Annotated in this window: 16 protein-coding genes and 1 pseudogene; 11 read left to right on the forward strand and 6 right to left on the reverse strand. The window is 70.6% G+C overall.

All coding sequences use genetic code 11. The features are described from left to right. Nucleotides 1-9: 9 nt before the first annotated feature. Nucleotides 10-2475 (reverse strand): hypothetical protein, encoded by a 2466-nt coding sequence (locus NWFMUON74_RS04210; RefSeq protein ID WP_187686674.1) that lies wholly within the window; start codon nt 2473-2475, stop codon nt 10-12. Between the two features lie 241 nt (nt 2476-2716). Beyond that, nucleotides 2717-3472, reverse strand: coding sequence for a CPBP family intramembrane glutamic endopeptidase (locus NWFMUON74_RS04215; RefSeq protein WP_187686675.1), 756 nt, complete (start codon nt 3470-3472; stop codon nt 2717-2719). Nucleotides 3473-3652: 180 nt separating this feature from the next. On the opposite strand from NWFMUON74_RS04215, the gene NWFMUON74_RS04220 reads away from it, so the two are divergent. Both NWFMUON74_RS04220 and NWFMUON74_RS04225 read left to right on the forward strand, forming a co-directional pair. Continuing rightward, nucleotides 3653-4039: an EXLDI protein gene (locus NWFMUON74_RS04220; RefSeq protein WP_187686676.1), complete on the forward strand. Its 387-nt coding sequence runs from the start codon at nt 3653-3655 to the stop codon at nt 4037-4039. 27 nt (nt 4040-4066) lie between these two features. After that, the gene (locus NWFMUON74_RS04225; protein WP_187686677.1) at nt 4067-6202 is read left to right on the forward strand and encodes an MMPL family transporter; all 2136 of its coding nucleotides are present in this window, start codon (nt 4067-4069) and stop codon (nt 6200-6202) included. On the opposite strand, the gene NWFMUON74_RS04230 is transcribed toward NWFMUON74_RS04225, so the two are convergent. The 3 genes from NWFMUON74_RS04230 to NWFMUON74_RS04240 form a co-directional block, all read right to left on the reverse strand. Continuing rightward, nucleotides 6203-6838 (reverse strand): hypothetical protein, encoded by a 636-nt coding sequence (locus tag NWFMUON74_RS04230; protein WP_187686678.1) that lies wholly within the window; start codon nt 6836-6838, stop codon nt 6203-6205. 72 nt (nt 6839-6910) lie between these two features. Next, nucleotides 6911-7840 carry an RluA family pseudouridine synthase gene (locus NWFMUON74_RS04235; protein WP_187686679.1) on the reverse strand — a complete coding sequence of 310 codons (930 nt, stop codon included), beginning with the start codon at nt 7838-7840 and terminating at the stop codon, nt 6911-6913. 130 nt (nt 7841-7970) lie between these two features. Further along, entirely contained in the window at nt 7971-8441 is a 471-nt protein-coding gene (locus tag NWFMUON74_RS04240) for an MTB12 C-terminal domain-containing protein (protein WP_232110832.1), read from the reverse strand. A 139-nt stretch (nt 8442-8580) separates the two neighbouring features. Here NWFMUON74_RS04240 and NWFMUON74_RS04245 point away from each other — a divergent pair, with 139 nt between their 5' ends. The 9 genes from NWFMUON74_RS04245 to NWFMUON74_RS04285 all read left to right on the forward strand — a co-directional run bounded on the left by NWFMUON74_RS04245 (nt 8581) and on the right by NWFMUON74_RS04285 (nt 26150). Continuing rightward, nucleotides 8581-9870 carry a SidA/IucD/PvdA family monooxygenase gene (locus NWFMUON74_RS04245; RefSeq protein ID WP_232110833.1) on the forward strand — a complete coding sequence of 430 codons (1290 nt, stop codon included), beginning with the start codon at nt 8581-8583 and terminating at the stop codon, nt 9868-9870. A gap of 58 nt (nt 9871-9928) precedes the next feature. Next, on the forward strand, nt 9929-10870 hold the full coding sequence (locus tag NWFMUON74_RS04250; RefSeq protein ID WP_187686680.1) for a methionyl-tRNA formyltransferase: 942 nt from the start codon (nt 9929-9931) through the stop codon (nt 10868-10870). Then, the gene (locus NWFMUON74_RS04255; RefSeq protein ID WP_187686681.1) at nt 10867-14271 is read left to right on the forward strand and encodes a non-ribosomal peptide synthetase; all 3405 of its coding nucleotides are present in this window, start codon (nt 10867-10869) and stop codon (nt 14269-14271) included. The genes NWFMUON74_RS04250 and NWFMUON74_RS04255 overlap by 4 nt, the downstream gene beginning before the upstream one ends. Continuing rightward, complete coding sequence (locus NWFMUON74_RS04260; protein WP_187686682.1) at nt 14271-15383, forward strand: AMP-binding protein; 1113 nt, start codon at nt 14271-14273, stop codon at nt 15381-15383. Before NWFMUON74_RS04255 ends, NWFMUON74_RS04260 begins: the two co-directional genes overlap by 1 nt. Before the next feature lie 132 nt (nt 15384-15515). Continuing rightward, entirely contained in the window at nt 15516-16451 is a 936-nt protein-coding gene (locus NWFMUON74_RS04265) for an ABC transporter substrate-binding protein (RefSeq protein WP_187686683.1), read from the forward strand. Nucleotides 16452-16460: 9 nt separating this feature from the next. After that, nucleotides 16461-18110 (forward strand): condensation domain-containing protein, encoded by a 1650-nt coding sequence (locus NWFMUON74_RS04270; protein ID WP_187686684.1) that lies wholly within the window; start codon nt 16461-16463, stop codon nt 18108-18110. Further along, a complete protein-coding gene (locus NWFMUON74_RS04275) occupies nt 18107-22549 on the forward strand; it encodes a non-ribosomal peptide synthetase (protein ID WP_187686685.1) in 4443 nt (1480 codons plus the stop codon). Before NWFMUON74_RS04270 ends, NWFMUON74_RS04275 begins: the two co-directional genes overlap by 4 nt. 20 nt (nt 22550-22569) lie before the next feature. Further along, complete coding sequence (locus tag NWFMUON74_RS04280; RefSeq protein WP_187686686.1) at nt 22570-24423, forward strand: ABC transporter ATP-binding protein; 1854 nt, start codon at nt 22570-22572, stop codon at nt 24421-24423. Further along, nucleotides 24420-26150, forward strand: a complete 1731-nt coding sequence (locus NWFMUON74_RS04285) for an ABC transporter ATP-binding protein (protein WP_187686687.1) — start codon at nt 24420-24422, stop codon at nt 26148-26150. Before NWFMUON74_RS04280 ends, NWFMUON74_RS04285 begins: the two co-directional genes overlap by 4 nt. 205 nt (nt 26151-26355) lie before the next feature. On the opposite strand, the pseudogene NWFMUON74_RS36820 reads toward NWFMUON74_RS04285, so the two are convergent. Next, nucleotides 26356-26445, reverse strand: a pseudogene (locus NWFMUON74_RS36820) (hypothetical protein); the annotation flags it as partial. Nucleotides 26446-26525 lie beyond the last annotated feature (80 nt).

A 26525-nucleotide genomic window follows, 5' to 3' on the forward strand; every position in this document is an offset into this window, starting at 1 on the left:
GATCGAGCGTCAACCGCTGACGGCGTAGGGGCGGCGGATGCGGCGGGCGGCCTCGAGGATGCCGAGAATGCGGGAACCGGGCAGGCCGATGGACGCGCCGATGGCTGCGGGTGTCCAGGATTCGTCGGCCAGGGCGAGGATTTCGGCGAGTTGTTCCACGGGGAGCTTCGACAGGCGGCGTTCGGAGATTTCCCGGGCGACGGCCCACACGCCGACATTGTCGATCTCGGCGGCCAGGTCGGCGGCCGTGGCCCGGGTATCGGTCGAATCCTCCTCGACCGCTTCGTTGTCCGTGACGGCGAAGGGGCGCCGGTACTTCGTGACATCGATCGGCGCGGGCTCGTCCAGGGCGAGCTGAGCACCCTGCTGAGAGTTCTTGCGCGCCCGCGGCTTACGCTCCGACCCGCTGTCCGGGCGCTCGCCGTCGAGCTCCGCCATGTCACGCTTCGACGGAGTACCGGTCGGAGACGTGGCGCTCTGTCCTGTGGCGGTCGCCTCGGGATCGGCGGAAACCTCCGCTGTCACCGCACGGCCGGCAGCCGACACATCGGTCTCCGAACCATCCTCCGACGCCGGGTATCCGTTGACATCTTCGGCGTCCGCCTCGATCGCGTGACCAGCCGAGTAATCCCCGTCGGAAGGCACTGCCGCACTGGGCTCGTCCGCTGCCCCCGCGACCGGATGGCCATTGCTCGCCGGACCGGAGCCGGGCGGGAGATCCGCGTAACCCATAGGGTCCGCCTCCTCAGGCGAGGCCGACGGATAGGTCTTGCCGTTGGTGTGCCCATGCCCATTGTGTGCCGCCCCGGTCGTCGGCTGGGCGGGCGCTTCCCCGGCCGTGCCGGATTTCTCGGCCGCCGTGGACGAATACGAGTTTCCGTTGGTCCGCCCCGTCGGATAACCCTCACCGTCATGCCGCGCGGGCGTGACAAGTGGATACGCATACCCATTGGCCTGCCCCGCCGGGCGCGCCCGACCATTGGTCTGCGCAGCCGCAGATGCGTGGTCGTCGGACTGCGTCGCGGGGCGCGTGTGGCCGTTCGGTTGCGCCATCGGTGCCTGGCCATTGGTCCGCACTGTCGGATGTGCGTGGTCGTTGGATCCCGCCACGGGGTGAGTACGGCCGTCGGTTTGCGCTGCCGGGTACGTGTTGCCGTTGGTTACCGCTGCCGGGCGATGGTGGCTGTCGGATTGTGCCGTCGGGTAAGTGTGGCCATTGGTCTGTGCCGTCAGGTCCGCGTGGCCGTCGATCTGTGTGGCCGGATGTGGATGGCCGTTGGTGTGGGCCGCCGGGTGTGGGCGGTCGTTGGGTTGCACCGCCGGATATGCGTTGCCGTTCACCCGGGCTGTCGGTTGATCATGGTCGTACGTATGTGCGGCCGGGTGCGGGTGGCCGTTGTGTGCCGTGCCGGATGTGGGCGTGGTGTGCGGGTGGCCGGGTGGCTCGGTGTGGCCGGATGTGGTTGTGGGGTGGGGGTTCCCGTGGGTGTGCGGTGCGGGATGGCCGTGGCCGGAGGGTGTCTCGGAGAGGCCGTGGAGTACGGAGGGGTAGGGCGATTCGGCTACGGCCGCGAGGCGGCGGGACGCTTCCCCCGACCCGTCACGCAGCGGCGCGAAGGCATCGACGATGCGGTGCGTGACCGTGCGGGGCGTCGACGTGGATTGGTCGGGTATGGCGTCGATGAGCTGGGCGTACCGGGCGGACACCCACGCGTGCAACCAGATCACCACGCCCACCATGACCGGAGCGACCGCGGCCTCCGCCGCGCGTGCCGGAGCGCCCGCCGCCACATGCGGCCCGGCGTTCAGCGCGACGGTGACACCGAGCAGCGCCGCCTCCAGGAAAACGACCTTCCCCCGAGCGATTTCGCGGCCCCACCGCGCCGCCGTGGTCGCCACCACCATGATCGTGATGATCGGGATGGAGATCATCGCCTCGAAGCCGTAGCTGAGCCAGTACAGCGGGTCGGACATGTCGCCACTGGGGACCAGGTTGTGCTGCACGTTCACGCCCGCCCACACCATGCCGAGCACGACCACGCCGATGAGCGCCCGCGAGGACCACTCGGCGCGTCGGTACAACTGGGCAAGGCGCGCATCGGGATTCGACACCCGGCGGCGCGCGGCGAGCGCCTTCCGATGCCAGCGGGCGTCGGCGTCGTCGGCGCGGCGCAGGGCCGCGGCCACGCGCCGGTCGCGCTTCTCGGCGGACAGTTCGGCGGAGACGGCCCGGCGGCGCTGGCGGCGGCGCTGCGCCCGAATCCATTCCGCCAGATCGCGTTCGGCGGCGATCTCCGATTCCGAGAGCTCGTCGAACAGTGCCGGATCGGTCTGCAGCGGCAGCTTGCCGCGCGCCGTCGCCACGCGCTGCGCCAGGGCGGCGATCTCCGCGTCCACCGATATCGCCGCGTCCACCGACATCGCCGCGTCCACCGACATCGCCGCATCCACCGACATCGCCGCATCTGCCGACATCTCTGCATTCCCGGCCGACTGGTCGTCGCGCATCGCGAGCCTTCCATGAAGCAGGTAACGTGCCGAATATCCGCAACAGCCGATTACTCGAACATATGTGTGACCGCAGTGAGAGTAATCCGTGACCTACCCGCGGTCAATGGCGACACCGAACATCAGTTCGGTCGGAAATCCGAAATCGCACGTCCGGCCGCTACTTTCGAGCGCGAATTCGAGTGCGTGTCGCGCCGGACCGGCGCCGTCAGCGCAATGCTGTATGCCAGAGAATCGCCGCGGTCAACGCTCCGGCCCCGTTCAGCGACCAGTGCAGCGCGATCGGTGCGAGCAGGCTGCCGCTGCGCCGCCGCAGCCAGGTGAACACGGCGCCCGCCGCCGCCGTGGCGAGCACCGCGAGGGCGATGCCCCCGATCTGCCCCGCCACGCCGCCGCCCAGGATGGCGCTCAGCCCGCGATTGCCACTGGTCAGACCGAGCGAGGAGGCGATGTGCCAGAGGCCGAAAAGCAGTGAGCCGGCCGCGAATACGCCGCGCACGCCGTAGGCTCGGTCGAGGGCGCCGTGCAGCACGCCACGAAATGCCAGCTCCTCGGGAATGGCGGTCTGCAGTGGGATCACGATCATCGAGGCGATCAGCGCGCCGGAAATGGTGGCGTAGCGGTCGGCCAGGAAGAACGGACGGGTGATCGGCAGCAACGCGCCGATCGCCACTGCGCTCAGCACGATGCCGACAGCCCCGACCGCGTACAGCGTCCCCCGCCGCCAGTGCCGCGGCGACAACCCGAGTTCGGCCCAGCCGAGCCCGCGCCGCCGCATCATCGCCACCAGCACCACGGCGGCTATCGGAACGGTGAGGATGTTCGCCCACGCCGAGGTGAAATGGGCGACCAGATTGGTGCAGGCCAGCACTATCACGACGACGGCGACGTCCAGGTAGGCGTGCATCCGGCGGGCCGGACCGGCGAGGTCGGCCGGTGCGGTGTCGTTATCGTTCCGAGACATCGGCGCCAGTCTACGTTCATCCACTCCGGCGTGCTGATGACCCGCCCGATCCGGGTCTTGCTTTGTATGTATACGTCTACGTATAGTGGCGAAGCGAGACGGGGTGGTGTGCGCGGTGTGGCGGATGCCCCGAAATCAACGAATGCGCAAATCCGCAGTTACTTATGAAGTGGAGAAGTCATGACCACCGAGGACTACGGCGAGATCACCCTGAAGGACGGCCCGGGCGGCCTGCGCCGCAAGCGCTTCACCGGCCGCTATCTCGCCGAGGCCCGCGAGGTAGCGAAAACCGGCGTCACGGTGGACCGCGTATACCACAGTCGCAAGGGCAAGTTCGTGATTCAGCGCCAGCGATCGGACTGGTCCGACGTCACGACGTTGACCGGCCTCGCCGCCGACTGGACCAATTGGCGGGGCATACTCGGTGTGGGCGAGCAGAATTGGGGCGATTTCACCGTCGAGATCCTCGATTCGCTCGATGACCTGCGCGGCGTCGTCCCGCCCAAGCTGTATCGCCGGGTGGTCGCCGCAACGGAGCAGCCGCACACCGAAGTTCTCGACATCTGAACGGGCCCACCGGAAAGGACCCTCGATATGTTCGCACGGCTGGGCGCTCTGGTCGTTCATCACCCGTGGAAGACGATCGGCCTGTGGGTACTGATCGTGATCGCGGTCATCGCGACCGCTCCGAAACTGACCTCCACCACCGACCAATCCGATTTCCTCCCATCGCATTACGAGTCCATCCAGGCCATGCAGGCGCAGGAGCGGGCGTTCCCGCAGAGTTCGGCTCCGGCGGCGATCCTGGTGTTCGAACGTTCCGACGGCGCACCGCTCACCGACGCCGACGCGGCCACGGTGCAGGCGATCACGACGGAGCTCGCGGACGCGCACATCCAGAACGTCACCGGGCTCGCGGCGGTGCCACCGTCGGAGAACCGCCTGGTCCAGATCGCCGCAGTGCAGATGGTCAAGGTGACGAGCGCGACCGACACCCGCCAGAGCGACGCGGTGCGGGATCTGCGTACCGCCCTGCACTCGAAGGTGGACAAGACCGAGCTGCGGGCCGGCGTCACCGGTCAGGCCGCGCAGGCCCTCGACGCCACCGAATCGTCGGAGAAGGGCCTGACCATCATCGGTGTCGCCACCATCCTGCTGATTCTGATTCTGCTGCTGGTGATCTTCCGCAGCCCGGTGATCGCGCTGCTGCCGATCGTGGTGATCGGCGCGATGACCGGCGTGGTGAACGGGCTGATCGCCTGGGTGAGTAAGGCTTTCGACCTGAAGATCGACAGCTCGGTGACGTCGATCCTGATCGTGGTGCTCTACGGCGTCGGCACCGACTACATCCTGTTCCTGATGTTCCGCTACCGGGAGCGGCTGCGTGCCGGGGAGGACCCCAAGACGGCCATGGTCAGCGCGGTCACCCGGGTCGGCGAGGCGATCACCTCGGCCGCGGGTGCGGTGATCATCGCGTTCATGGCGCTGACGCTGTCGACGCTGGGCATGTTCCGATCACTGGGACCGGCGCTGGCCATCGCGGTCGCGGTGGCGTTGCTGGCGGGGCTCACGCTGGTGCCCGCGATCGTTTCGCTGTTGGGCACCAAGGTGTTCTGGCCGTCGCAGGCCTGGCGCACCGAGCCGAAGGGCGCTCGCTTCGCGGCCCTCGGACGGGGGCTCGGCAAGCGGCCCGCGGCGTACGCGGTGGTGTCCGGCGGCTTGCTGGTGGTGCTCGGTCTGTTCGCCGTCGGCTTCAACCCGACCTTCGACCTCACCTCGGGCTCCACCTCGAACGCCTCCGAATCCGTCGTCTACAGCAAGGAATTGCTCAAGGGCATGCCCGCCGGGGTCACCCAGCCATCGGACGTGCTGCTGCAATCGTCCGGCGGGCTGAGCGACGAGCAGCTGGCGTCGTACCGGACGGCCCTGGCCGGTGTGCCGGGAGTGGGCCAGGTCGCGGAACCCGTTCGGTCGCAGGACGGTTCGGTCGCCCACTATCAGGTCACGCTCGCCTCGGCGCCGGAATCCGACGCCGCCTTCGACACCGTCAAGGGTCCGCTGCGCGATACGGCGCACGAGGCCGCCCCGCCCGGCACGACGGCGGCGGTCGGCGGTATGACCGCGGTCTTCGTCGACTTCCAGGATGCGATGAACCACGACTACATGATCGTGTTCCCGGTCGCGGCGGTGCTGATCATGGTGGTGCTGGGTCTGCTGCTGCGCAGCCTGGTGGCGCCGTGGTACCTACTGCTGTCGGTGTTCCTGGGCTTCGCGGCCACGCTGGGCGCGTCGGTGCTGGTGTTCCAGCACCTGCAGGGCGAGTCGGGGCTGATCTTCACGCTGCCGCTCATCATGTATCTGTTCGTGGTCGCGCTCGGCACCGACTACAACATCCTGATGGTGGCCCGGTTGCGCGAGGAGGCCCGGGAGGGCAACGATCCCCGGCAGTCGGCGGCGCTGGCCGTGCGGCACACCGGCCCGACCATCGCCGCGGCGGGCATCATCCTGGCCGGCACCTTCGCCTCGATGATGTTGGCGGGCAACACCGTACTGTCGGAGATGGGCTTCGCGATCTCGGTCGGCATCGCGATCGCGGCGTTCGTCATGGCGATGTTCTTCACTCCCGCGCTGACCGCGCTGATCGGTCGGCGGGCGTGGTGGCCGGGTCACGGAGATACCGGCCCGTCGAAGCACGCTGTGGCGGAGGGGAAAGCGGCCACGCGCATCTGATCACTGTCGCCGCGGCGGCGGACCGGGCCGATACCCCCATCCGCCCGCCGCGGCGATCCGGCGCTTGGCGGCGCCACGCTTCACCGCGACGACGATGAACACCACGAGACCGAGCACCACACCGGCGGCGCCGATGCCGAGGGCGAGCAAGATGGTCGAGGCGAGCGAGCCCCCGATCCCGCGCCCGATCGCCGCGGTGACGCCCGAGTCGCCCTGCGTCACCAGGTGATACGTGCCCGGCCGGGCCGCGTCGAACGAAAAGCCCGCTCGCCCTTCATGTCCGCCGAGGCCGTAGGTCAGCGCCGACGAATAGTCCTCCAGCGGAACCGATGTGCCGTCGGGGCCGAGGAGCCGCACGTTGACATTGCCCTGGAAGACCCGGGACGAGGCGTTCGGGTACTCGAAATACACCGTGTATCCGCCGGTTTCGGTGATCTGGACGTCCGCCGACCCCGGCACGGGCACCCGCTGGAAGCCGTCGACCCTGTCCGACATCCGCACGAAGCCGACCAGCGCGACGACGACAGCCCCGGCTATCCCCGCGACGACCAGCAGCGCGCCCAGCGCGTACCAGCGGCCGGACGGGATGACGCGCTCGGGCACGCCCGGCATCGCTGACGAGTGTGGTTGCGACATGCTGGACTCCTCCGCTTCGCCTGACTGTCGGCTGCGACGATTCAACCACCCGGGCGCCGGCGACGGTGCCGCTCATCGCGCCCAGCCGGCCGGATCGGTCCAGGCCTGCAGGGAACGGGTGGTGGTGAAGCGGCGCGGCTCGCGGGTGATCGGATCGGTGAATTCCAGTGTGGTGGCGAGCAGTTGGAGCGGGCGGGTGAAGTCGTCGACGGCGCGGTCGGTGAGCTCGGGGTAGAAATCGTCGCCGAGGATGGGAATGCCGAGGCCGTTCATGTGCAGGCGCAACTGGTGGGTGCGGCCGGTGTGCGGGGTCAGGCGGTAGCGGCCCAGCCCGTCGCGGTGCTCGAGCAACTCCACCAGGGTCTCGGCGTTCGGCTCGCCCGCCACCTCGAAGGCCCGGATAACGTGGCGTTCCTTGACGATTCGGCTGCGAACGGTGCACGGCAGGGCGAGTGCCGGGTCGTATCGGGCGATCGCCTCGTACCGCTTGTACACGCGGCGGCGGTGGAACAGGGTCTGGTACGCGCCGCGGCGGGCCGGATCGATCACGAACAGCACCAAGCCCGCGGTGGCCCGGTCGAGCCGGTGCGCCGGAATCAGGTCCGGCAGGTCCAGCTCTCGCCGCAGCCGTACCAGGGCGGTCTGCAGAATGTGCTGCCCGCGCGGGATGGTGGACAGGAAATGCGGCTTGTCGACCACGAGCAGGGTGTCGTCGCGGTGCACGATCGCGATCTCGAACGGCACCGCCGTCTCCTGCGGCAGGTCCCGGTGGAACCACACGGCCCCGCCCGGCAGGTACGGCGCGTCCGGCGCGATGGGGCCGTTCAGATCGACGATGGCGCCCGCCGCGAGCAATTCGTCGATCCGGGCGGCGGGCACGCGAGGCAGCCGCTCCACGAGATGGTCGCGGATCGTCGCCCAGCTGCCTTCCTCCGGCAGCCGCAGCCGCGCCGGATCCAGTCCGTGCCGCTTCGGCAGCGGCGGCTTCTGCCTGCGTCGCACACGTCGACCCTAGCGGGCCGGGTCACTCGCCATCTGCCCGCAAGCATGCCCGGGCCGCGGCCCATCGGCGGCGCGGGCGAAGCCGAAAGCCCTGAGCACGGGTGGTTCCGTGCTCAGGGCTGGTGCGAAACTAGACCGTGCAGGGCTGGTTCGCGTAGTAGGCGATCGTGCACTCCGATTCGCGGGTCAGCTTCCAGTTGCCGTCGATCTCCTTCCACGACAACTCGATGAACATCGCGTCGAAGCCGGGGACGTTGACCTGCAGGTTGTGGGTGAGCCGGTCGCCGTCGACGTTGACCGGACCGACGGCCTGCCACTGGAAGCCCGGCACGGTGGCCATCACGCCGCCGACATTGTCCACCAGCGGCAGCCCGGCCTCGCCCGCCTCCAGTTCGTTGGCGCGGGCCGAGCGCGAGGCGCCCGGGTCCAGGATCAGCTGGAGCTTGCTCTGCAGCTGACCGACGCCGGGGGCGGCGGCGTGCGCGGAAGCGACCACCGGGGCGGCCAGGGCCGGGCCCGCGGTCGCGGCTCCGCCGACGAAAACAGCCGCGGCCAGGGAGAACGCCGCCACGGCACGGGAGGAGATGTTGAGCATGGGCATATCCAATCTCTAACGGGACCGTCGGTGTCGTCCGTCTCGGGTCTTGCGGAAGGACTGGCACCACAGTGCAATATAAGGTAAGCCTATGCAAAGGTCAGCCTCAGGGCGGCCCTAATCTGCGCAGCTGAACGGAGAGCCAGTGGAAACGCTTCTCGTGGTCGGAGCCGGGCCGAAAGCGATGGCCGTCGCGGCCAAGGCGCGGGTGCTGCGGGAGCTGGGTCTGCCCGCTCCGCGCGTGGTGGTCGTGGAATCACATACGGTGGGCGGGAATTGGCTGCCCAGCGGCGGCTGGACCGACGGCCAGCACCGGTTGGGCACCGGCCCGGAGAAGGACGTCGGCTTCCCGTACCGCTCCACCTGGGCGCGTGGGCACAACCGGGCGATCGATCAGGCGATGATCGCCTACAGTTGGACCTCGTTCCTGGTCGAGAGCGGCACCTACGCCGAATGGATCGACCGCGGCCGCCCCAGCCCGCACCACCACGTCTGGGCGAAATATCTGCAGTGGGTGGCCCGTAAGGCCGAGGTCGAACTGGTCACCGGCACGGTCCGCAGCATTCGGGCCGCCGCCGACGGATGGCTGGTCTCGGTGGCCGACTCCGACGGCACACTCACCGAGATCGACACCGATCGGCTGATGATCACGGGTCCGGGCAACAGTCGCCGCGCACTCGCCGACCATCCGAAAGTGCTGAGTATCGCCGACTTCTGGGATCTGGCCGGAAAACGCCGGCTGCCTGCCTCCTCGCGCGCTGCGGTCATCGGCGGCGGCGAGACGGCCGGGTCGGCGGTGGACGAACTGGTGCACCATGACGTCCTCACCGTCTCGGTGATCTCACCCGCCGCCACCATCTACACCCGCGGCGAGAGCTTCTTCGAGAACGCGCTGTTCAGCGATCCGGCCAAGTGGCGGGCGCTGAGCCTGCAGGAGCGCCGCGACGTCATCCGCCGCACCGACCGCGGGGTGTTCTCGGTGCGGGTGCAGGAGAATGTGCTGGGCGACAACCGAGTTCATCATCTGCAGGGCCGGGTGGTGCGGGTGGCCGAGCAGGGCGACGGGGTGGCGCTGACGCTGCGCAACGAGTTACGCCCGGACCAGGTCCACACCTTCGACCTGGTGATCGACGCGACCGGCGGTCAGCCGCTGTGGTTCCTGGAACTGTTCGACGCCGACGCCGCGGACCTGGTGGAGCTCGCGGTGGGCGGCCCGATCACGCAGGCGCGTCTGGAGGCCGCCATCGGTCACGACCTGGCGGTCGACGGGCTGGAGTCGAAGCTGTATCTGCCGAATCTCGCGGGCTTGGCGCAGGGGCCCGGATTTCCGAATCTCAGCTGCCTGGGCGAACTTTCGGACCGCGTGCTGGGCGGGGCGGCGCCGCGTCCGATGGTCGGGGCGGCCCGCGGTGGCGAGGCGCACCGACCGGCCTGACCGTCGATAATGTCGCTAGGCTAGGCTACCCTTAGTTTTCGAGAATGAGGTTGGGTTCATGCGTATCGTGTCGTTCGGCTTTCAGACCTGGGGCCGCAAAACGCTACAGGCTCTGATCGATTCCGAGCATGAGGTGGTGCTCGCGGTGACCCACCCCGCCAGCGAGCATGCCTACAAGGGCATCTGGTCCGACTCGGTCGAGGAACTGGCTCGCGAGCACGGCATCCCGGTGCACCTGACCGAGCGCGCCGACGCCGAGACCATCGATCTGGTGAAGCGCGCCGAGCCGGACGTCATCGTGGTGAACAGCTGGTACACCTGGATGCCGCGGGAGCTGTACGCCATGCCGCCGCACGGCACGCTGAACCTGCACGACTCGCTGCTGCCGAAGTTCACCGGTTTCTCGCCCGTGCTGTGGGCCCTGATCAGCGGCGAGTCCGAATTCGGGTTGACGGTGCACCGGATGGACGAGGGGCTGGACTCCGGCGACATCCTGGTGCAGCGCGCGCTGCCGATCGGCCCGGACGCGACCGGGACCGAACTGGTGCTCGCCGGGCTGGAACTCATCCCGGGCGTGCTGGAGGAGGCGCTGACCGCCCTCGATTCCGGCACCGCGCAGTGGCGGCCGCAGAACAAGTCCGAGCGCACTTACTTCCACAAGCGGTCCGAGCGGGACAGCCGCATCGACTGGCATTGGGACGCGGTCGATCTCGAGCGTTTCGTGCGGGCGCTGTCGGAACCGTACCCGCGCGCCTTCTCCTACTATCGCGGCGAGAAGGTCGAGATCATCGCCTCGACGCTGTCCGAGGCGCGTTACGGCGGCACCCCGGGCCGCGTGGTGGTCGTGGAGGGTGGCGGCGTCGTGGTCTGCGGCCCGGACGCGCATCGCGGGCGCAACCGCGGCCTGCTGATCACCCGGGTCCGCGCCGCCGACGGGCAGGAACACGACGCGGCCGGGTTCTTCGCTCGCGGTGGCTATCTCACCGACGCACCGGCATGAGCGGCCCGGGCGGCGGTGCGAGCCGGCGGCCGCTGTCGGCGGGCCAGCGCCGCATCTGGTTCCTGCAGACCCGCGACCCCGAGGACACCACGCTCAACACCTGCGCGGTGTTCCGCCTGCGCGGCGCGGTGGACGCCGCACGGCTGCGCGCGGCGATCGACGCGGTCGCCGCCCGGCACGAAATCCTGCGCAGCACCTACCTTTCCGACGCGGAGGGCGAGCCCCACCGCGTCGTGCGCGCCGACGCGGCCCCCGCCTGGCAGGAATCGGACATCTCGGAACTGCCGCAGGCGAGCCGCGCCCGCCGCCTGGAGGTCCTGGTGCGCCGCGCGGCCGCCCGGCCCTTCGACCCGACCACCGAGTCACCGCTGCGATGCCTGCTGATCCGCACGGCCGCAACCGAATACGCCTTCGCGCTGATAACACACGCCATCGGCTGGGACGACGACTCCTGGCCCCTCTTCTGCGACGAGGTCACCCACACCTACGACAACACCCCCACCGAGCCCAACCCTGCCGCCGTCGTGGGTGACAGCGGCGTTACGGGGGGCGAGGTAGCCCACGCCTACGGCAACACTGCCGCAGAGCCCAACCTCGATGCCATCGTGGGCGACAGCAGCTTTACGGGAGGTGAGGTAGCCCACGCCTACGGCAACACTGCCGCAGAGCCCATCCTTGGTGCCGTCGTGGGTGACAGCGGCGTTACGGGGAGCGAGGTAGCCCACGCCTACGGCAATACGCCAACCGAGCCCAACCTTGGTGCCGTCGTGGGTGACAGCGGCGTTACGGGGGCGGGGGATGCGGTCGAGCACGGCGGCATGACGGCCGACGGTGGTGCGGTAGACGACGGCGTCGAGTATTGGCGGCGGGTGTTGCGGCCGCTGCCGCAGCCGTTGGAGTTGCCGGGGCGGACGGTGCCGCCAGGATCGGGGTCACCGCGGGCGGGTCGACGCAGCCGCGGGCTGTCCGCCGAATCGGTCGACCGCGCCGAGGGCTTCGCGCGGGCGCAGGGCACGACGCTGTTCGCGGTGCTGCTCGCGGCCTACGACGTGCTCCTGCATCGGTATACCGCGGCGACGGATTTCCTGGTCTCCGTCCCGGTTTCGCTGCGCGCGGGGAACGAGGGCATCGGGTACTTCGGCAACTCGCTGCTGCTGCGCGCCGCCGTGCGCCCCACCGACACCTTCGCCGAACTCACCGCGGCCGTGGGCGCTGCCGTCGCCGCCGCCCGGACCCATCGCGGCGTGGGCATCGATCGGGTGGTGCGCGAGGTCAATCCGGAACGCGGAGGCGGCCGGGACGGGCTCGAGCAGCTCGTCCGCACCGCGTTCGGGGTGCGGGACCGGCTGCCGCGCTTCGCCTTCGACGGTCTCGCGAGCGAGCTGCTCGAGTTCGGCAGCCCGGGCACCCGGATCCCGTTGTCGCTCACGGTGATCCTGGACGCCGCCGGCGCCCGCGTCGAAGCCGAGTATCAGGCGGATCTGCTCGAGGACCGGATTGTCGAGCAAGTGCTCACCCACTACGTGCGGCTGCTGGAGACCGCTCCCGCCCAGCCGCGGCGGCGGATCGGGGATCTCGACATGTTCGGCGGCGAGGACCGCGCGGGCATCCTGGCCCGGTCGCACGGGGAACTGGTCGCGTCGGAGCCCACCACGTTGGTGGCGCTGTTCGAACGCAGCGTCGCCCGCGCGCCGGACGCCACGGCGCTCGTCAGCGCGGCCGACGGCGACCGGGAGTACACCTACGACGGGCTCGACCGGCGCGCGAACCGGCTGGCGCACGGGCTGATCCGCCGAGGCGTCGGCCCGGAGGATGTCGTCGGACTGCGGCTGACCACCTCGGTCGATTTCGTCGTCGCCGTGCTGGCCGTGCTCAAGACAGGCGCCGCCTACCTGCCGATCGACCCGGCCTATCCCGCCGAGCGCATCGATCGGATGGTCGCCGACGCGCATCCGCGATTCGTTCTGGGCCACGAGGAAATGCGCGCGGCCGAGAACGCGGCGGCGTTGCCCGACACCGCCCCCACCGACGCCGACCGGGTGCGTCCGCTGCGGCCGGACAACCTCGCCTATGTCATCTACACCTCCGGCTCCACCGGCACCCCCAAGGGCGTCCCGGTGGCGCACGCCGCGATCGCCGAGCACGTGGCGGGTTTCTGCGCGGAATGGGGGATGCAGGCGCGGGACCGCCTGCTGCAGTCGTCGTCGGTGAGCTTCGACGCGTCGCTGCTCGACCTGTTCGTCACGCTGACCCTCGGCGCCTGCCTGGTGGTTCCGAAGCCCGACGCCTTCCGCGACATTCCCTACGTCGCCGACCTGATCTCCCGCTGCGGCGTGACCGTGCTGCACATGGTCCCGTCGCTGCTGCGGACGTTCCTGATGCTGCCCGAGGTGAACCAGTGGCGGGCGCTGCGGCACGTCCCGGTCGGTGGCGAGGCGCTGCACGGAGAGGTCGCCGACCGCTTCGCCGGGGTGTTCGACGCCGAACTGCGCAACCACTACGGCCCCACCGAGGCCGTCGTCTCGGCGACGCACCTGACCGTCGAGGGCCCGCAGGGCACCCGGATCGTGCCGATCGGGCACCCCAACCGCAATGTGTACGTCTACCTGCTCGACGAGCGGTTGCAGTTGGTGCCCGCCGGCGTCGTCGGCGAGATCTACCTCGGCGGAACACAATTGGCGCGCGGTTACCTGCGGCGCACCGGGGCGACGGCGGAGCGCTTCGTGGCCGACCCGTTCCAGCCGGGCCGCCGCCTGTACCGCACCGGAGATCTGGCGCGCCGCAATGTGCGCGGCGAACTCGAATTCCTCGGCCGCGCCGACGAACAGGTGAAGGTGCGCGGCTACCGGATCGAGCTCGGCGAGGTAGAGGTCACCGTCGCGAGCCACCCGGCGGTGGCGCAGTGCGTGGCGACGGCAGTGCCGGACAAGGCGATCGGCACCGTGCTGGCGGCCTACGTCGTCCCGGCGGCCGACGCTGATGTCGACATCGACGCGGTGCGCGCGCACGCCGCGGCGGTGCTGCCGGAGTACATGGTGCCCAGCGCTTTCGCGGTGATCGACGAGATCCCGCTCACCGAACACGGCAAGCTCGACCGGCGCGCGCTGCCCCGTCCCGCGCCCGCGAGCGTCGAGCTGTACCGGGAACCGGTGACCGCCACCGAGATCCGGCTCGCCGAACTGTTCGCGCAGTTGTTCGGGGCCGACCGGGTCGGTGCCGACGACTCGTTCTTCGACCTCGGCGGCCACTCGTTGCTGGCGGCCCGGCTGCTCGCCCGCATCCGCGCCGAATTCGATGTCGAGATCGGGGTGCGGGTGCTGTTCGAGACCCCGACTGTGGGCGGCCTGGCGGCGCTGGTGGAGGCGGCCGCGGCCCGCAACACACCGCTGGAGGTGGGCTGATGCTCGGCGTGATGTCCGGGATGGCCGGGGCGCGAACGGTTTCCGGGCTGACACCGGCGCTGCGGCAGCGGCTGCTGGAGGAATGGGCGACCGGGGTGGAACCGTCGGACGTGGTGGGCCTCCCCCGATTACTGCGCCGGGCCTGGGCCGTACCGGTCGCCCGGCCCGCGGTGCGCTGTGGTGACGACCGTCTCGACTACGGCGAGTTGTGCGCCCGCGTCGGCAGATCGGCCGGTACGCGGTCGGCGCCTGCCGCCGGTGCGGAGCAGGCTGTGCGGCTGCTCGCGCTTCCGGCCGTGCACGACGGCGGCCTGATTCGGCTCGGTGCGGGGAGCCGGAGCGTGGCCGTGACCGCCGGTGCGGTGGCCGTCGCGGTCGCCGACCGCTGCGCGGTGGCGGCCGAACAGCGTTGGGAGTGGGCCGATCCCGCGCTCGGCTCGCCCGACGTACGGCTCGTCGTCGCGCCGTGGGACAGCGTCGGCACGCTGGTGGAGCTGCTCGCCGCGATCGCGGACGGGGCGACGCTGGTGGTCCCGACCGACGCCCAGCGCACGGATCCGGTGGCGCTGACCGAATTGATCAGCGCGCGTTCGGTGACCCACGTGGTCGCCTCGCCCGCGGACCTCGCGGGCCTGCGCGGCTGCGGCCTGCCCACGGTGCGACGCTGGGACGTCGTCGGAACACAGTGCCCCGCAGGGCTGTCCGACCGGCTGCGCGCCTCGTCGCCGGAGGCGGTGACGAGTTTCGGCTACGCACTGCCGGTGTACGCCGGTCCCGTCGCCCGCGGGCCGCTCGACGGCAGCGGCCGCGCCCGGCCGATCCCCGGCGCCCGGCTGCTGGTGCTCGACGACTACCGGCAGCCGGTGCCGCCGGGCGTGGTGGGGGAGGTCTACGCCGGGGGCGCCGCGCTGATGGAAGACGGCGCCCGGCCCGCCGCGAGCCGCTTCCTCGCCGATCCCTTTCCGGTCGAAGGAGTTTCGCCCCGGCTGTATCGGACCGGCGCGCGGGCGCGCTGGACCGCGGACGGCTGGCTGGTCCTCGCGGACGGCCTCGGTGCGGCTCCGCCGCGGCAGCTGGTGGGCCGACTCACCTCCACAACCTTATTAGCTTAGCCTAAGCTACCAGATCGAGGGTCCGTGTATTCGGCGGATCGTGAAGAAGGAGCTGACGGAATGAACCCTGGTCGAACACTCGCGAGGCGGCCCTTCGGGCGCCGTGCGCGGGCCGCAGCGCGGCGCACCGTCATGGCCGCAATGGCACTGGGGCTCGTCCTGGGCGCGGCCGCGTGCGGGTCGAGCGACAGCACGTCCGGGTCGGGCGACGCGGTGACCATCAAACACACCATGGGCGAGGCCACCATCGAGGGCACGCCCGAACGGGTGGTCACGATCGGCCCGCAGTGGCTCGACGCCGCGGTGGCGCTGGGTGTCACGCCCGTCGGCTACCTGGTGCCCGGCGCCGCGCCCGGGCAGACGGTGCCCTGGCTGCCGCAGTCGCTGGCCCAGCAATCGAAGGCGCTGACCGCCGGTGGCGACGTCGCCGAGCAGATCGCCGCGCTGAACCCGGATCTCATCGTGGCCCCCGGCTACATGATGGACAAGGCCATGTACGACAAGCTGTCCAAGCTGGCGCCCACGATCGGCCCGCTGACCAGCGCCCAGATCGACCCCTGGGAAGACCAGACGACCGCGCTCGGCAAGGCCTTGCGCAAGGAGTCGGCGGCCGAACAGGTGATCGCCGATGTGCACGGCAAGATCGACGCCGTCGCCGCGCGGCACCCGGGCTTGCGCGGCAAGACCTTCCTCACCTGCATGCTGACCACCCCGACCCAGCTCATGGTGCTCGCTGACCCGAAAGACGGTTCCGCCCAGGCATTCACGCGGATGGGGCTGACCATGCCGGAGAAGCTGGTGGCGGAGGCGCCCAGCGGAGGCCGGCTGGCGCTGTCGCCGGAGCGGCTGGGCGACCTGACCGCCGATCTGCTGGTCTGTGGCGCCGCACCGGGCCTGGAGGCGAAGTTCAAGCAACTGCCCGGCTACGCGGAGTTGCCGTCGGTGCGCCAGGGCGGCATCGCCTTCGTCGACATGATCACGATCAACGCCATCAACGTGCCGACCGCGCTGTCGCTGCCGTACGTGCTCGACAAGCTGGAACCGACGCTCGCGAACGTCGGGAAGTGAGGGACCGTCATGCCTGATTCACCTCGATCCGACCGCGGCATCCCGCTGACGTTGGCCCAGCAGGCGGCGCTGCTGCCGGAACGCATGCGCCGCACCCCGGCGTCCGATCTCGCTGTCACACTGGAGATTTCGCCCGGACTCGATGCCGCGGCGCTGGACCGTGCCGCGGTGGCGGTGCTCGCGCAGCACGAGATCCTGCGGACGGTGTACCCCGACGATCGCCGGATTCCCTATCAGCGTGTCGTTCCCGCGCCGGAATCGGTGGTCGAGGTCGTCGAGACCGGCGAGCCCGAACTAGCGGCCGCGCTGGCCGCCGACGCGGACCACCGGTTCGACCTGCTGAGCGAGCTGCCGGTGCGAATCCGGTTGTACCGCTTGCCGGATCGCCAGGTGCTGTCGATCGTCGCGCACCCGGTGGCCGCCGATGATCGGTCGCTCGAGCTGCTGGTGGCGGCGCTGTTCGCGGCGTACGACGGCGCTGCCGTGGCCCCCGCGCCGCAGTACCGCACCTTCGCCCTCGCCCAACTGAAGACGCTGGCGGGCACCGTATCCGACGACGCGGGGCTGGCCCACTGGCTGCAGCGGCTGGCGGATCTGCCCGAGCGCGCGGACCTCACCGACGCGGAGCCGGGTACCGAACCGGTGCGGCGCAGGGTATTCCGCGTCGCGCCCGGCTCGATCGCCGGTGCGACCACCGAGGCGGCGTTCGCCGCGGTGGTGGCGCACGTGCTGAGCGCGGCGGGCATGGGCGACGATATCGCCGTCGGCATCGCGGATCCCGACCGCGAAGGCGCCGCGACCGCGTTCGGCAACTTCACCAATCACCTTGTGCTGCGCCTCGATCCGACCGGTGGCCGCCCCGCGCGGCAACTCGTGGAGCAGGCCGCCGCGCAGGTGGACGAGGCCCGCGCGCACACCGGCACCCGCATCGAGCGCATCACCCATCAGATGCGTGGCATGGCGGCGGTGTCCAGCGGCTCGCTGTTCCAGGCGCTGGTGACCGTGCGTCCCGCCGCCCCGCTGGTCCCCGAGACTGCGGGCCGGACGGTGCGTGAACTCGCCCGCCGGACCGCCCGGCCGCACGGGGTCGACGTCGTGGTGGACGTCGTCACCGACGCCGAGGGCGCGACCGTGACCGTGGATTTCGCCCCGGCGCTCGCCGCCCACCCTGAAGTCGGCGGGCTCGCCGAAGCGCTCGAGCAGACCTACGCGCAGTGGGCCGCGGCGCCGGAGAGCTCGGTGGCCCCGGTCGCCGCGCCCGCGCTGTACACCCGCGACGAGATGCCGGAGCCGGGCGTCACGGGACTCGGCGGCGCCCCGCGCACCGACGCGGAACGGCTGCTCGCCGAGGCCATCCGCGAGATTCTCGAGCTCGACGAGGACGACGAGGTCGGGCGCAAGGACACCTTCTTCTCGCTGGGCGGTGACAGCATCGCCGCGCTGCGGCTGGTCACGCTGCTCGGCGAGCGCGGGCACACCCTGGACGTGCAGAAGGTTTTCGAGTTCCCGGCGCTGCACGAACTCGCCGAACAGCTGGAGTCCGCCGATCCGGCGGCCGCTGCCGCCGCGGCTGCGGCTCCTGAGGTGGCGCCGATGGCCGCCTCGGGTCTGGACCCGGCTGCGCTGCAGGCCCTCGGCCGGAAGTTCGCCGCACAGTGACCGTCGAGATCCGCGACGTGGTCGCGCTGTCCCCGCTGCAGCGCGGACTGTATTCGGTGAGTTCGATCTCGCGCGGCGGTGACCCCTACCTGGTCACCTTCGCGGTGCGGGTCGAGGGGCTGACCGATCTGCCCGCGCTGCGGCGCGCGTTCGACGAATTGCTCGACCGCTACCCGCATCTCGGGGCGTCGGTGCTGGCCGAGGACGTGCCGCATCCGGTGCTCGTCATCACCTCCGCCGGGCGGATCGGCTGGCGCGAGGTCGATCTGCGCACCGCCGCCGACCCGGAAGCGGCGGCGCGGCAACTGTATTGGGACGAGGCGCGGCGACCGCTGGATCTCGCCGCCGGGCCGCTGTTTCGAGTAGTGGCGGCACGGGTGGGCGGGGCGGACTACGAGTTGGTCTGCACCGCACACCATATCGTCGTCGACGGCTGGTCCATCCCGCTGCTGTTCTCCGACCTGATCGCGCTGCACAGCGGGGCCGGGGGCGCATTGCCGCCCGCGCCGCCGCTGCGTGAGCACGCGGCCTGGCTGGCAACCCGCGACACCGCGGCATCCGCGCGGGCCTGGGCGGCCGCGCTGGCCGGACTCGCGCCGATGCCGATGCTCGGACCGCCGGCGCCGCCCGAGGTGGAACTGCCGGTCGTCGGCGAGGCCCGGCTGGACTCGCGGGCCACGGACGCGCTGCTCGCCTGGGCGCGCGGGCGCGGGCTCACCCTCAACACCCTGCTCCAAATGGCCTGGGCGCGTATCGTTTCCGGCCTCACCGGTCGAGACGACGTGGTATTCGGGCAGACCACCTCCGGCCGGGACGCGTCGCTGCCCAATGCCGAGCGACTCGTCGGGGCCCTGGTCACCACCATTCCCGTGCGGGTGCGGATGGACGATCGCGATCCGGGCGAGATCGGCGCCCGGCTGCAGCGCGAGGTCGCGCGACTACGCGCGCACGAGTACCTGGGAATCGCGGAGATCACCCGGGCGGCCGGCGCGGGCCAGCTGTTCGACACGCTGCTGGTCTTCGAGAACTCGCCGGTCGGCGCGGTAACCGCCGGTATGCCGATGGGCCGCGGGGCGACCATGACCCCCCGCCGCGTCGACTCGCCGAGCCACTACCCGATCGCGGTGGTGCCGGTGCTCGAGCACGGCGTCCTGATCTGCCGCGTCGAGATCCGGCCGGACGTGGTGGCGCAGTTCGACCCCGACCGGATGGCGCGGCGAGTCCTCGCCGTGGCCCGCCGGATCACCGAGACGACGCGGGCCTGTGCTGTCGATGTGCTGCTGGACGACGAGCCCGCGGCATTGACGGCGGGCGGGTACTCCGTGCCGGGCTTACCTGAGTCGGCCGATGGTCTTGCCGGAGGAACGCGGGTCGCCCGAGCGGTAACCGGCGGGGCGGCCGGGACCGATACGGGCGATACCGCCGTGGACGTCCCGGGCACATTGCTCGATGTCGCGGCGAGCGTGGCGGAGCGTGTGGCCGTGGTGGACGGGGCGGGCGCGCACACCTTCGAGGAGTTCGGTTCGGCTGTGCGCACTTCGGCGGCCGACCTGAGGGCCGCCGGAGTGCGTCCCGGCGACGCCGTCGCGGTCATGCTGCCACGGGACCGCCGAGTCCTGCACGCGCCCTTCGCCGTCGGGTACGCGGGTGCGACGTGCGTGCATGTGGATCCGGCAACGCCTGCCGATCGGCTCGCCTACATGCTCGAAACCGCCGGTGCGCGAGTCATTCTCGCAGAGGAGGCGCGGGCGGATGTGATTGCGGAGGTTCGTGCCTCGGGCATCGACTGCCTGCACGCGGTTCCGGACAACAACGGACGCCTCCGTGTCCCTGACAACGGAGGAAATTTCCGTTTCGCGAACGACTCCGGCGAGCAAGCGGTTTCGGAATCCGGATCCGCTGCGTCACCTACGGAATCGCGCGCTCCCTTCTACGTCGTGTTCACCTCCGGCACCACCGGCCGCCCGAAAGGCGTTGCGGTCTCGCATAGTTCGCTGCTCAACCACTGGGCGAATCACGAGCGCCGCATCTTCGCGCCGACCGCGGCGGCGTCGGGCCGGCAGTTGCGCGTCGGGCACGGCTGGTCGACCGGTTTCGACGCCGCGTGGCAGCCCACGGTGGCGTTGTTGAGCGGGCACACCGTGGTGCTGCTCGGCGACGAGGTGCGCACCGACGCCGAACGCATCGTGGCGGCGATCGAAGACCACGGGATCGACATCTTCGACACCTCACCGTCCATGCTGAACCGCCTGATCGCCGCCGGTCTGTTCCGCGCGGGCGACGGCGGTGAAACCTGCCCGCTGGCGGTACTCGCCCTCGGCGGCGAGGCCATCGGCCCCGACACCTGGCGGCGCCTGCGGGGCCTCCCGGCCACCCGCGTGATCAACTTCTACGGTCCCACCGAGACGACGGTGGAAGCACTGATGGCCGACGTGCACGACCATGCCGCACCGACCATCGGCCGCCCCTTCGACGGCATGAAAGCCGAAGTGCTGGACCATCGCCTGCGCCCGGTCCCGTCCGGCGGCACCGGCGAGCTGTACCTGTCCGGCCCGCAACTGGCCCTCGGTTATCTCGGCAGACCCGGCGCCACCGCGGCGGCATTCGTGGCGGGCCCGAACGGAAGGCGTTACCGCACCGGCGATCTGGTGCGCCGCGCCGCCGCCGGCACTCTCGCCTACGAGGGCCGCGTCGACAGCCAGGTGAAGATCAACGGCTATCGCGTCGAACCCGACGAGGTGACCGTCGTGCTGCGCGAGCTCGACGGGGTGCGGCACGCCGCGGCCCTGGCGTTCACCGAGAACGGCCGTACCCGCCTGGGGGCGCTGGTGGTCGGCACACCCTCGGCGGGCCGCATCCGCGCGGCGCTGGCCCGCCGCCTGCCGCAGTTCATGGTGCCGACGCGGATCGTGCACGTCGACGAGATCCCGTTGAACCGCAACGACAAACTGGACGGGCACGCGGCCACCGCGCTGCTGGCGCGACCGGCGGGCACCGCCGCGGCCGCGCAGCCGGAAACCGACACCGAGCGCACCCTGCTCGCGGTGATCGGTGCGATGACTTCGGGTGACGGCGCGGCCCGCGCCGGAATCCTCGACAGCCCGGTCGATCTCGGCATCGACAGCATCGGCGTGATCGATCTGGTCTCGCGGTTGCGCGGCGCGGGCTTCCGGGTCTCGGCCCAGGACGTGCTGGCCGCCGCCGATCTGCGCGACCTGGCCCGCCGCCTCGACGACCCGGATGCCACCGACGACCTCGTCGCCGAGGTGACCCCGGCGGGCACGATCCTGCCGCTGACCGCGCTGGCGCACGAGATCATCGCCAACGGCGACTACCGGTATCTCGCGCAGTCGCAGGTGATCACGCTGCCGCAGGACGCCTCGGTCGAGGCGGTCGTGGCCCGCCTGGACGCACTCGCTCATGCGCATCCGACGCTGCGCTCCCGTCTGACCACCTCCGAGTCGGGCGCCCCCGTGCTGCTCGTGGGCGAGGAATCCGGTGTGGCAGCACTGATCTCGGTCGCCGACGACGACTCGCGCGCCGCCGCCTGTCTGGCCGAGACGGTGGAGCGGCTGGACCCGGAGGCCGGACGCATGATGGCCGCGACGGTGCTGGAGGGCCCGAATCGCCGTCTGCTGCTGTCGATTCACCATCTCGCCGTCGATGTGGTGTCCTGGCTCATCCTCATGGACGACCTGCGTCACCTCGAGCAGGGTGCGCCGCCGGCGAACGAGCGCCGGGTCGAACCGGCCGACGTGGTTACCGAGCGCATCGCCCCGGAGATTCTCGGCGCCCCGCTCGGCGGCTGCCACACCGATCCGGCAACGGACAAGGCGGGCAAGGCCGTTCAGCGCGTGGTCGAACTGGACCCGGACCGCACCGAGCGGCTGCTGTCCCGCTGCGCCGCGGCCGGCGTCCCGCTGGAGGAGGCACTGCTCGCCGCGTGCGCGCTCACCGTGGCCGACAGCGCCGACGCGTCCGGGCGCATCCCGGTGACGCGGGAAGCGCACGGCCGCGCACCCGACGACGACACCCGCCGCGTCGGCTGGTTCACCGTCGAGGAGACGGTGCTGGTCCCAGCGGCGGACCTCGCGGGCTGGACGCCGGACCGCGGGCGGCCGCCGCTGGCGGATCGCACCCACACCGCCCGCGGTCAACTCCGCCTCAACCACCTGGGTCGATTCGACGTGCTGCAGTTCGGTTCCGGGCCGTGGACGCCGGTCCCGCTGTCGGAGTTCACTTCGGAGTTCGGCGTCACCGGTCACCCCGACCTGCCGCTGCGGTTCACCATCGACGTCAATACCGCCGTGGTCCCGCGGGATTCGCGGCCCGTGCTGGCCGCGCAGTTCGACATCAATTCGGCGGTGCTGGACGAGGCCGAGGTACAGGCCCGCACCGACCGGTGGCTGGCCGTATTGTCGATGTTCACCGCGCGGTGAGCAGAGAGGGAGGGAGCATCATGACGGCTGAGACCGTCGAGCAGGCCGCGCCGGAGGCGCCGGTGCTGGAGCCGGATCGGGTCGCGCTGAAACAGCGGAAGAAGGCCGATGCCGCCGCGCGCAAGCAGATCCTGGCGCCGGTGAACGGCGCGCTGACGCTGGCGAGCCTGGTGATCGTGCTCGCCTCGGTCTGCGCCGTCGTCCCGTTCGTGCTGATCGTCGAGGCCTGCCGCGAACTGCTGTCCACGCCGGTCGATTCCGATCGGGTGTGGGTGCTGGTGATCAGCGCCGTCGTGGTGCTGGTGGTGCGCGGCCTGCTCGAGGCCGGGGCCCTGGTGTGGACGCACCTGCTCGACGCGAAGTTTCAGCTGACCCTGCGGCAACTGCTGGCCGCCAAGCTGACCCGGGTGCCGCTGGGCTGGTTCACCGACCGCAGTTCGGGGGAGGTGAAGAAGTTCCTGCAGGACGACGTCGAGGCGCTGCACTATCTGATCGCCCACGCCCGGCTGGACTTCGTCGGCGCGGTGACGGTCCAATTGATCGCCCTGATCTACCTTTTCACCGTCGACTGGCGGCTCACGCTGATCCTGCTGATCCCGCTGTTCCTCTACACCCGGGCGCTGGCGGCCATGATGGGCCCCGGTCACCGGGAGCGCCTGGCGGTCTTCGCGGGCTCCGAACGCAAGATCGAGGAGTCGACCATCGAGTTCGTCGACGGCATCCAGGTGGTGCGGGCGTTCGGCCAGGCACGCAAGGCGCACAACACCTTCCAGGAGGCGGTCGACAAGACGGCCGCGAGCCTGCTGGCGTGGAAGACCCCGATGACGCGGCTGCAGTCGGGCGCGGAGATCCTGCTGACCCCGCTGTTCCTGATGCTGGTCGTCGTCGTGGCCGGTCTCGGCTTCGTCGAGCTCGGCTGGATCGAGCCGGTGGACATCCTGCCGTTCCTGCTGCTGGGCATCGGCCTGGGCAGCGCCCTGCTCGGCATCGGCTTCGGCGGCCAGGCGCTGCGCGAAGGCGCGGCGGCCGCATTGCGGCTGCACGAGTTGCAGCAGACGCCGGAACTCGCCGCACCCACCGGCAGCGCCGAGCCGAGCGCGGACGGCGGCGCCGGACTGCCCGTGCGGTTCGAGCACGTGAGCTTCGGATACCGCAAGGACCGGACGGTGTTGCACGACATCGACATCGAGCTGGCGCCGGGCACCATCACCGCGCTGGTCGGACCGAGCGGATCCGGCAAGTCGACGCTGGCACGGCTGCTGCCCCGGTTCTACGACGTGACGGCCGGACGAATCACCATCGGCGGCAAGGATCTGCGCGAGTTCTCCACCGAAGAGCTGTATCGCACAGTCGGATTCGTGCTGCAGGACGTGCAGATGATCCGCGGCACCATTCGCGAGAACATCCGCCTGGCGCGCCCGGACGCCGACGACGCGACCATCGAGCGCGCCGCCCGCGCCGCGCAGATCCACGACCGCATCATGGCGCTGCCGCGCGGCTACGACTCCGAGATAGGCGGAGACGCGGTACTTTCCGGCGGTGAGGCCCAGCGGCTGTCGATCGCCCGCACACTGCTGGCCGACACTCCGGTGCTGGTGCTGGACGAGGCCACCGCCTTCGCCGACCCCGAATCCGAGGCCGCGGTGCAGGACGCGCTCGCGGTTCTCGTCGCCGACCGGACGGTGCTGGTGATCGCGCACCGCCTGCACACGATCACCGGCGTCGACCGGATTCTGGTGCTGGAGAACGGCGTCGTGGTCGAGAGTGGCGACCATCCGGCACTGTCCCGCGCGGGCGGGCTCTACCAGCGGCTGTGGGAGACGAACGAGGCTTCCATGCACGCGATCCAGCTCGTCGAGGGGGAGATCCGATGATCACCAAGGTCTTTGCGCTCGTCCCGGCGGAGCTGCGCCGCCACATTCCGCGGTATCTGGCGCTGATCGGCGGCCTGTCGCTCGGGCAGATCGCGGCCTACCTGCTGCTGATTCCGCTGCTGCAGGCCCTGTTCGACGGCGACCTGGGCAGCGCGTGGCGGTGGGCGGCCTGGATGGCGGTCGCCGTGGCCGCCGCGTCGGCGTTCTCGTTCCTGGTGTCGATGGTCGGCCTGCGCATCGGCGTGGGCATGCTGCGCGGGGTGCAGACCCGGCTCGGCGACCATCTGAGCAGCTTGCCGCTGGGGTGGTTCGCCACCGCCAACGCCGGGTCGATCTCGAAGATCATCGTGGGCGGTGTGCGCGAGATCCTCGGTGTCGTCTCCTATTTGGTGGCACCGGTGGTGACGGCGGTGATCGTGCCGGTGGGCGTCGCGATCGGGGTGGCGTTCATCGACTGGCGGATCGCGCTCACCATGCTGATCAGCCTGCCGGTGCTGCTGGTGGTGAGCCGGTGGGCGAACAACAGCTTCTCCCGCTCGAACGAACGGATGCACGAGGCCGCGGCCGAATCCAACGCCCGCGTGGTCGAATTCGCGCAGGCGCAGCCGGTGCTGCGGGCCTTCGGCGCGGTCGGCGACGGCAACCGCAAGCTCACCGAGGCGCTGCGCGCGCAGCAGCAGGCATCGAACCGGCTGCTGTTCGCGAGCGTGCCCGGGCTGATGGTGTTCGCGCTGTGCGTGCAGGCGGTCTTCTTGATCCTGGTGTCGGTGGTCGTCGCCCGCGGCACCGGTGGGCAGCTGGCCGTGCCCGCCGCCATCGCGCTGATCGCGGTGAGCGCCCGGTTCATCGAGCCGATCAACCGGGCGGCGCAGCTGAGCAACGCGCTGCGCAGCGCCGCCGACGCCGCCGGGCGGATCACCGACTTCCTCGCGGTGCGCGATCTCGGGGAGGCGGTCGAGCCCGTCGAGCCCGGAGCGCCGGAGATCGTGTTCACCGACGTCGAGTTCGGTTACCGCGCGGGCGAGAAGGTCATCGACGGTGCGTCTTTCACGGTGCCGAGCGGTACCACGACCGCGATCGTCGGCCCCTCCGGCAGTGGCAAGACGACGCTGTTGCGGCTGGCGTCGCGCTTCTACGACGTCGATGGGGGCCGGATCACGGTGGGCGGTCACGACGTTCGCGCGCAACCGTCGGAAACGCTGCTGCGCCAAGTGTCCCTGGTGTTCCAGGACGTGTACCTGTTCAACCAGACCATCGAGGAGAACATCCGCATCGGCCGTCCCGACGCGACGCCGGAGGAGGTGCGCCGCGCCGCCGAGATGGCCCGGGTGGACGAGATCGTCGACCGCCTGCCCGACGGCTGGAACTCCACCGTCGGCGAGGGGGGCGCTGCACTGTCCGGCGGTGAGCGCCAACGTGTTTCGATCGCCCGCGCCCTGCTGAAGGACGCCCCGATCGTCCTGCTGGACGAGGCCACCAGCGCCCTGGACCCGCACAGCGAGGCCGTCGTGGTCCGCGGCATCCACGAACTCACCCAGGGTAAAACCGTCGTCGTGGTAGCCCACCGCCTGGCAACCATCCGCCACGCCGACCAAATCCTGTTCGTGGAGGGCGGCCGAATCATCGAAAGCGGCACCCACCCCGAACTCCTCGCCCGAGGCGGCCGCTACGCCGAATTCTGGAACGAACGCTCCCGAGCAACCGGCTGGCACCTGTCCCCGGCATAGGCACGAACGGGTTGGCGGTCAGAGGCGGTCCGGCCGATCCGTCTTCGCGTCGAACCAGTCGAGGACGGTTTCGCGGGTCAGTTCGCGAATGATGACGACGGCGAGCACGATGCCGACGGAACCGGCGAAAGCGCCGCTGAACAGGGCGAAGAGGCGACTCCGCGTAGCCTCTTGCCCAAGACAACCTCCCGGCACCCGTCGTCCGTCACGTCGCCCGGATGGCCTCGAATCCGGCCCCGGCGGCCCAGTACGTGACCGCCTCGATCAACGCGTCGCTGATACCCCGTCCACGTGCGGCGGGGTGTACTCACAGGGAGATCAGTTCGGCGGAGGCGCCATCCGGGCCCGAAATTCCACTGGCCAGGGTGGCGGAGT

The sequence above is a fragment of the Nocardia wallacei genome (genome assembly GCF_014466955.1).
Classification (GTDB): domain Bacteria; phylum Actinomycetota; class Actinomycetes; order Mycobacteriales; family Mycobacteriaceae; genus Nocardia; species Nocardia wallacei.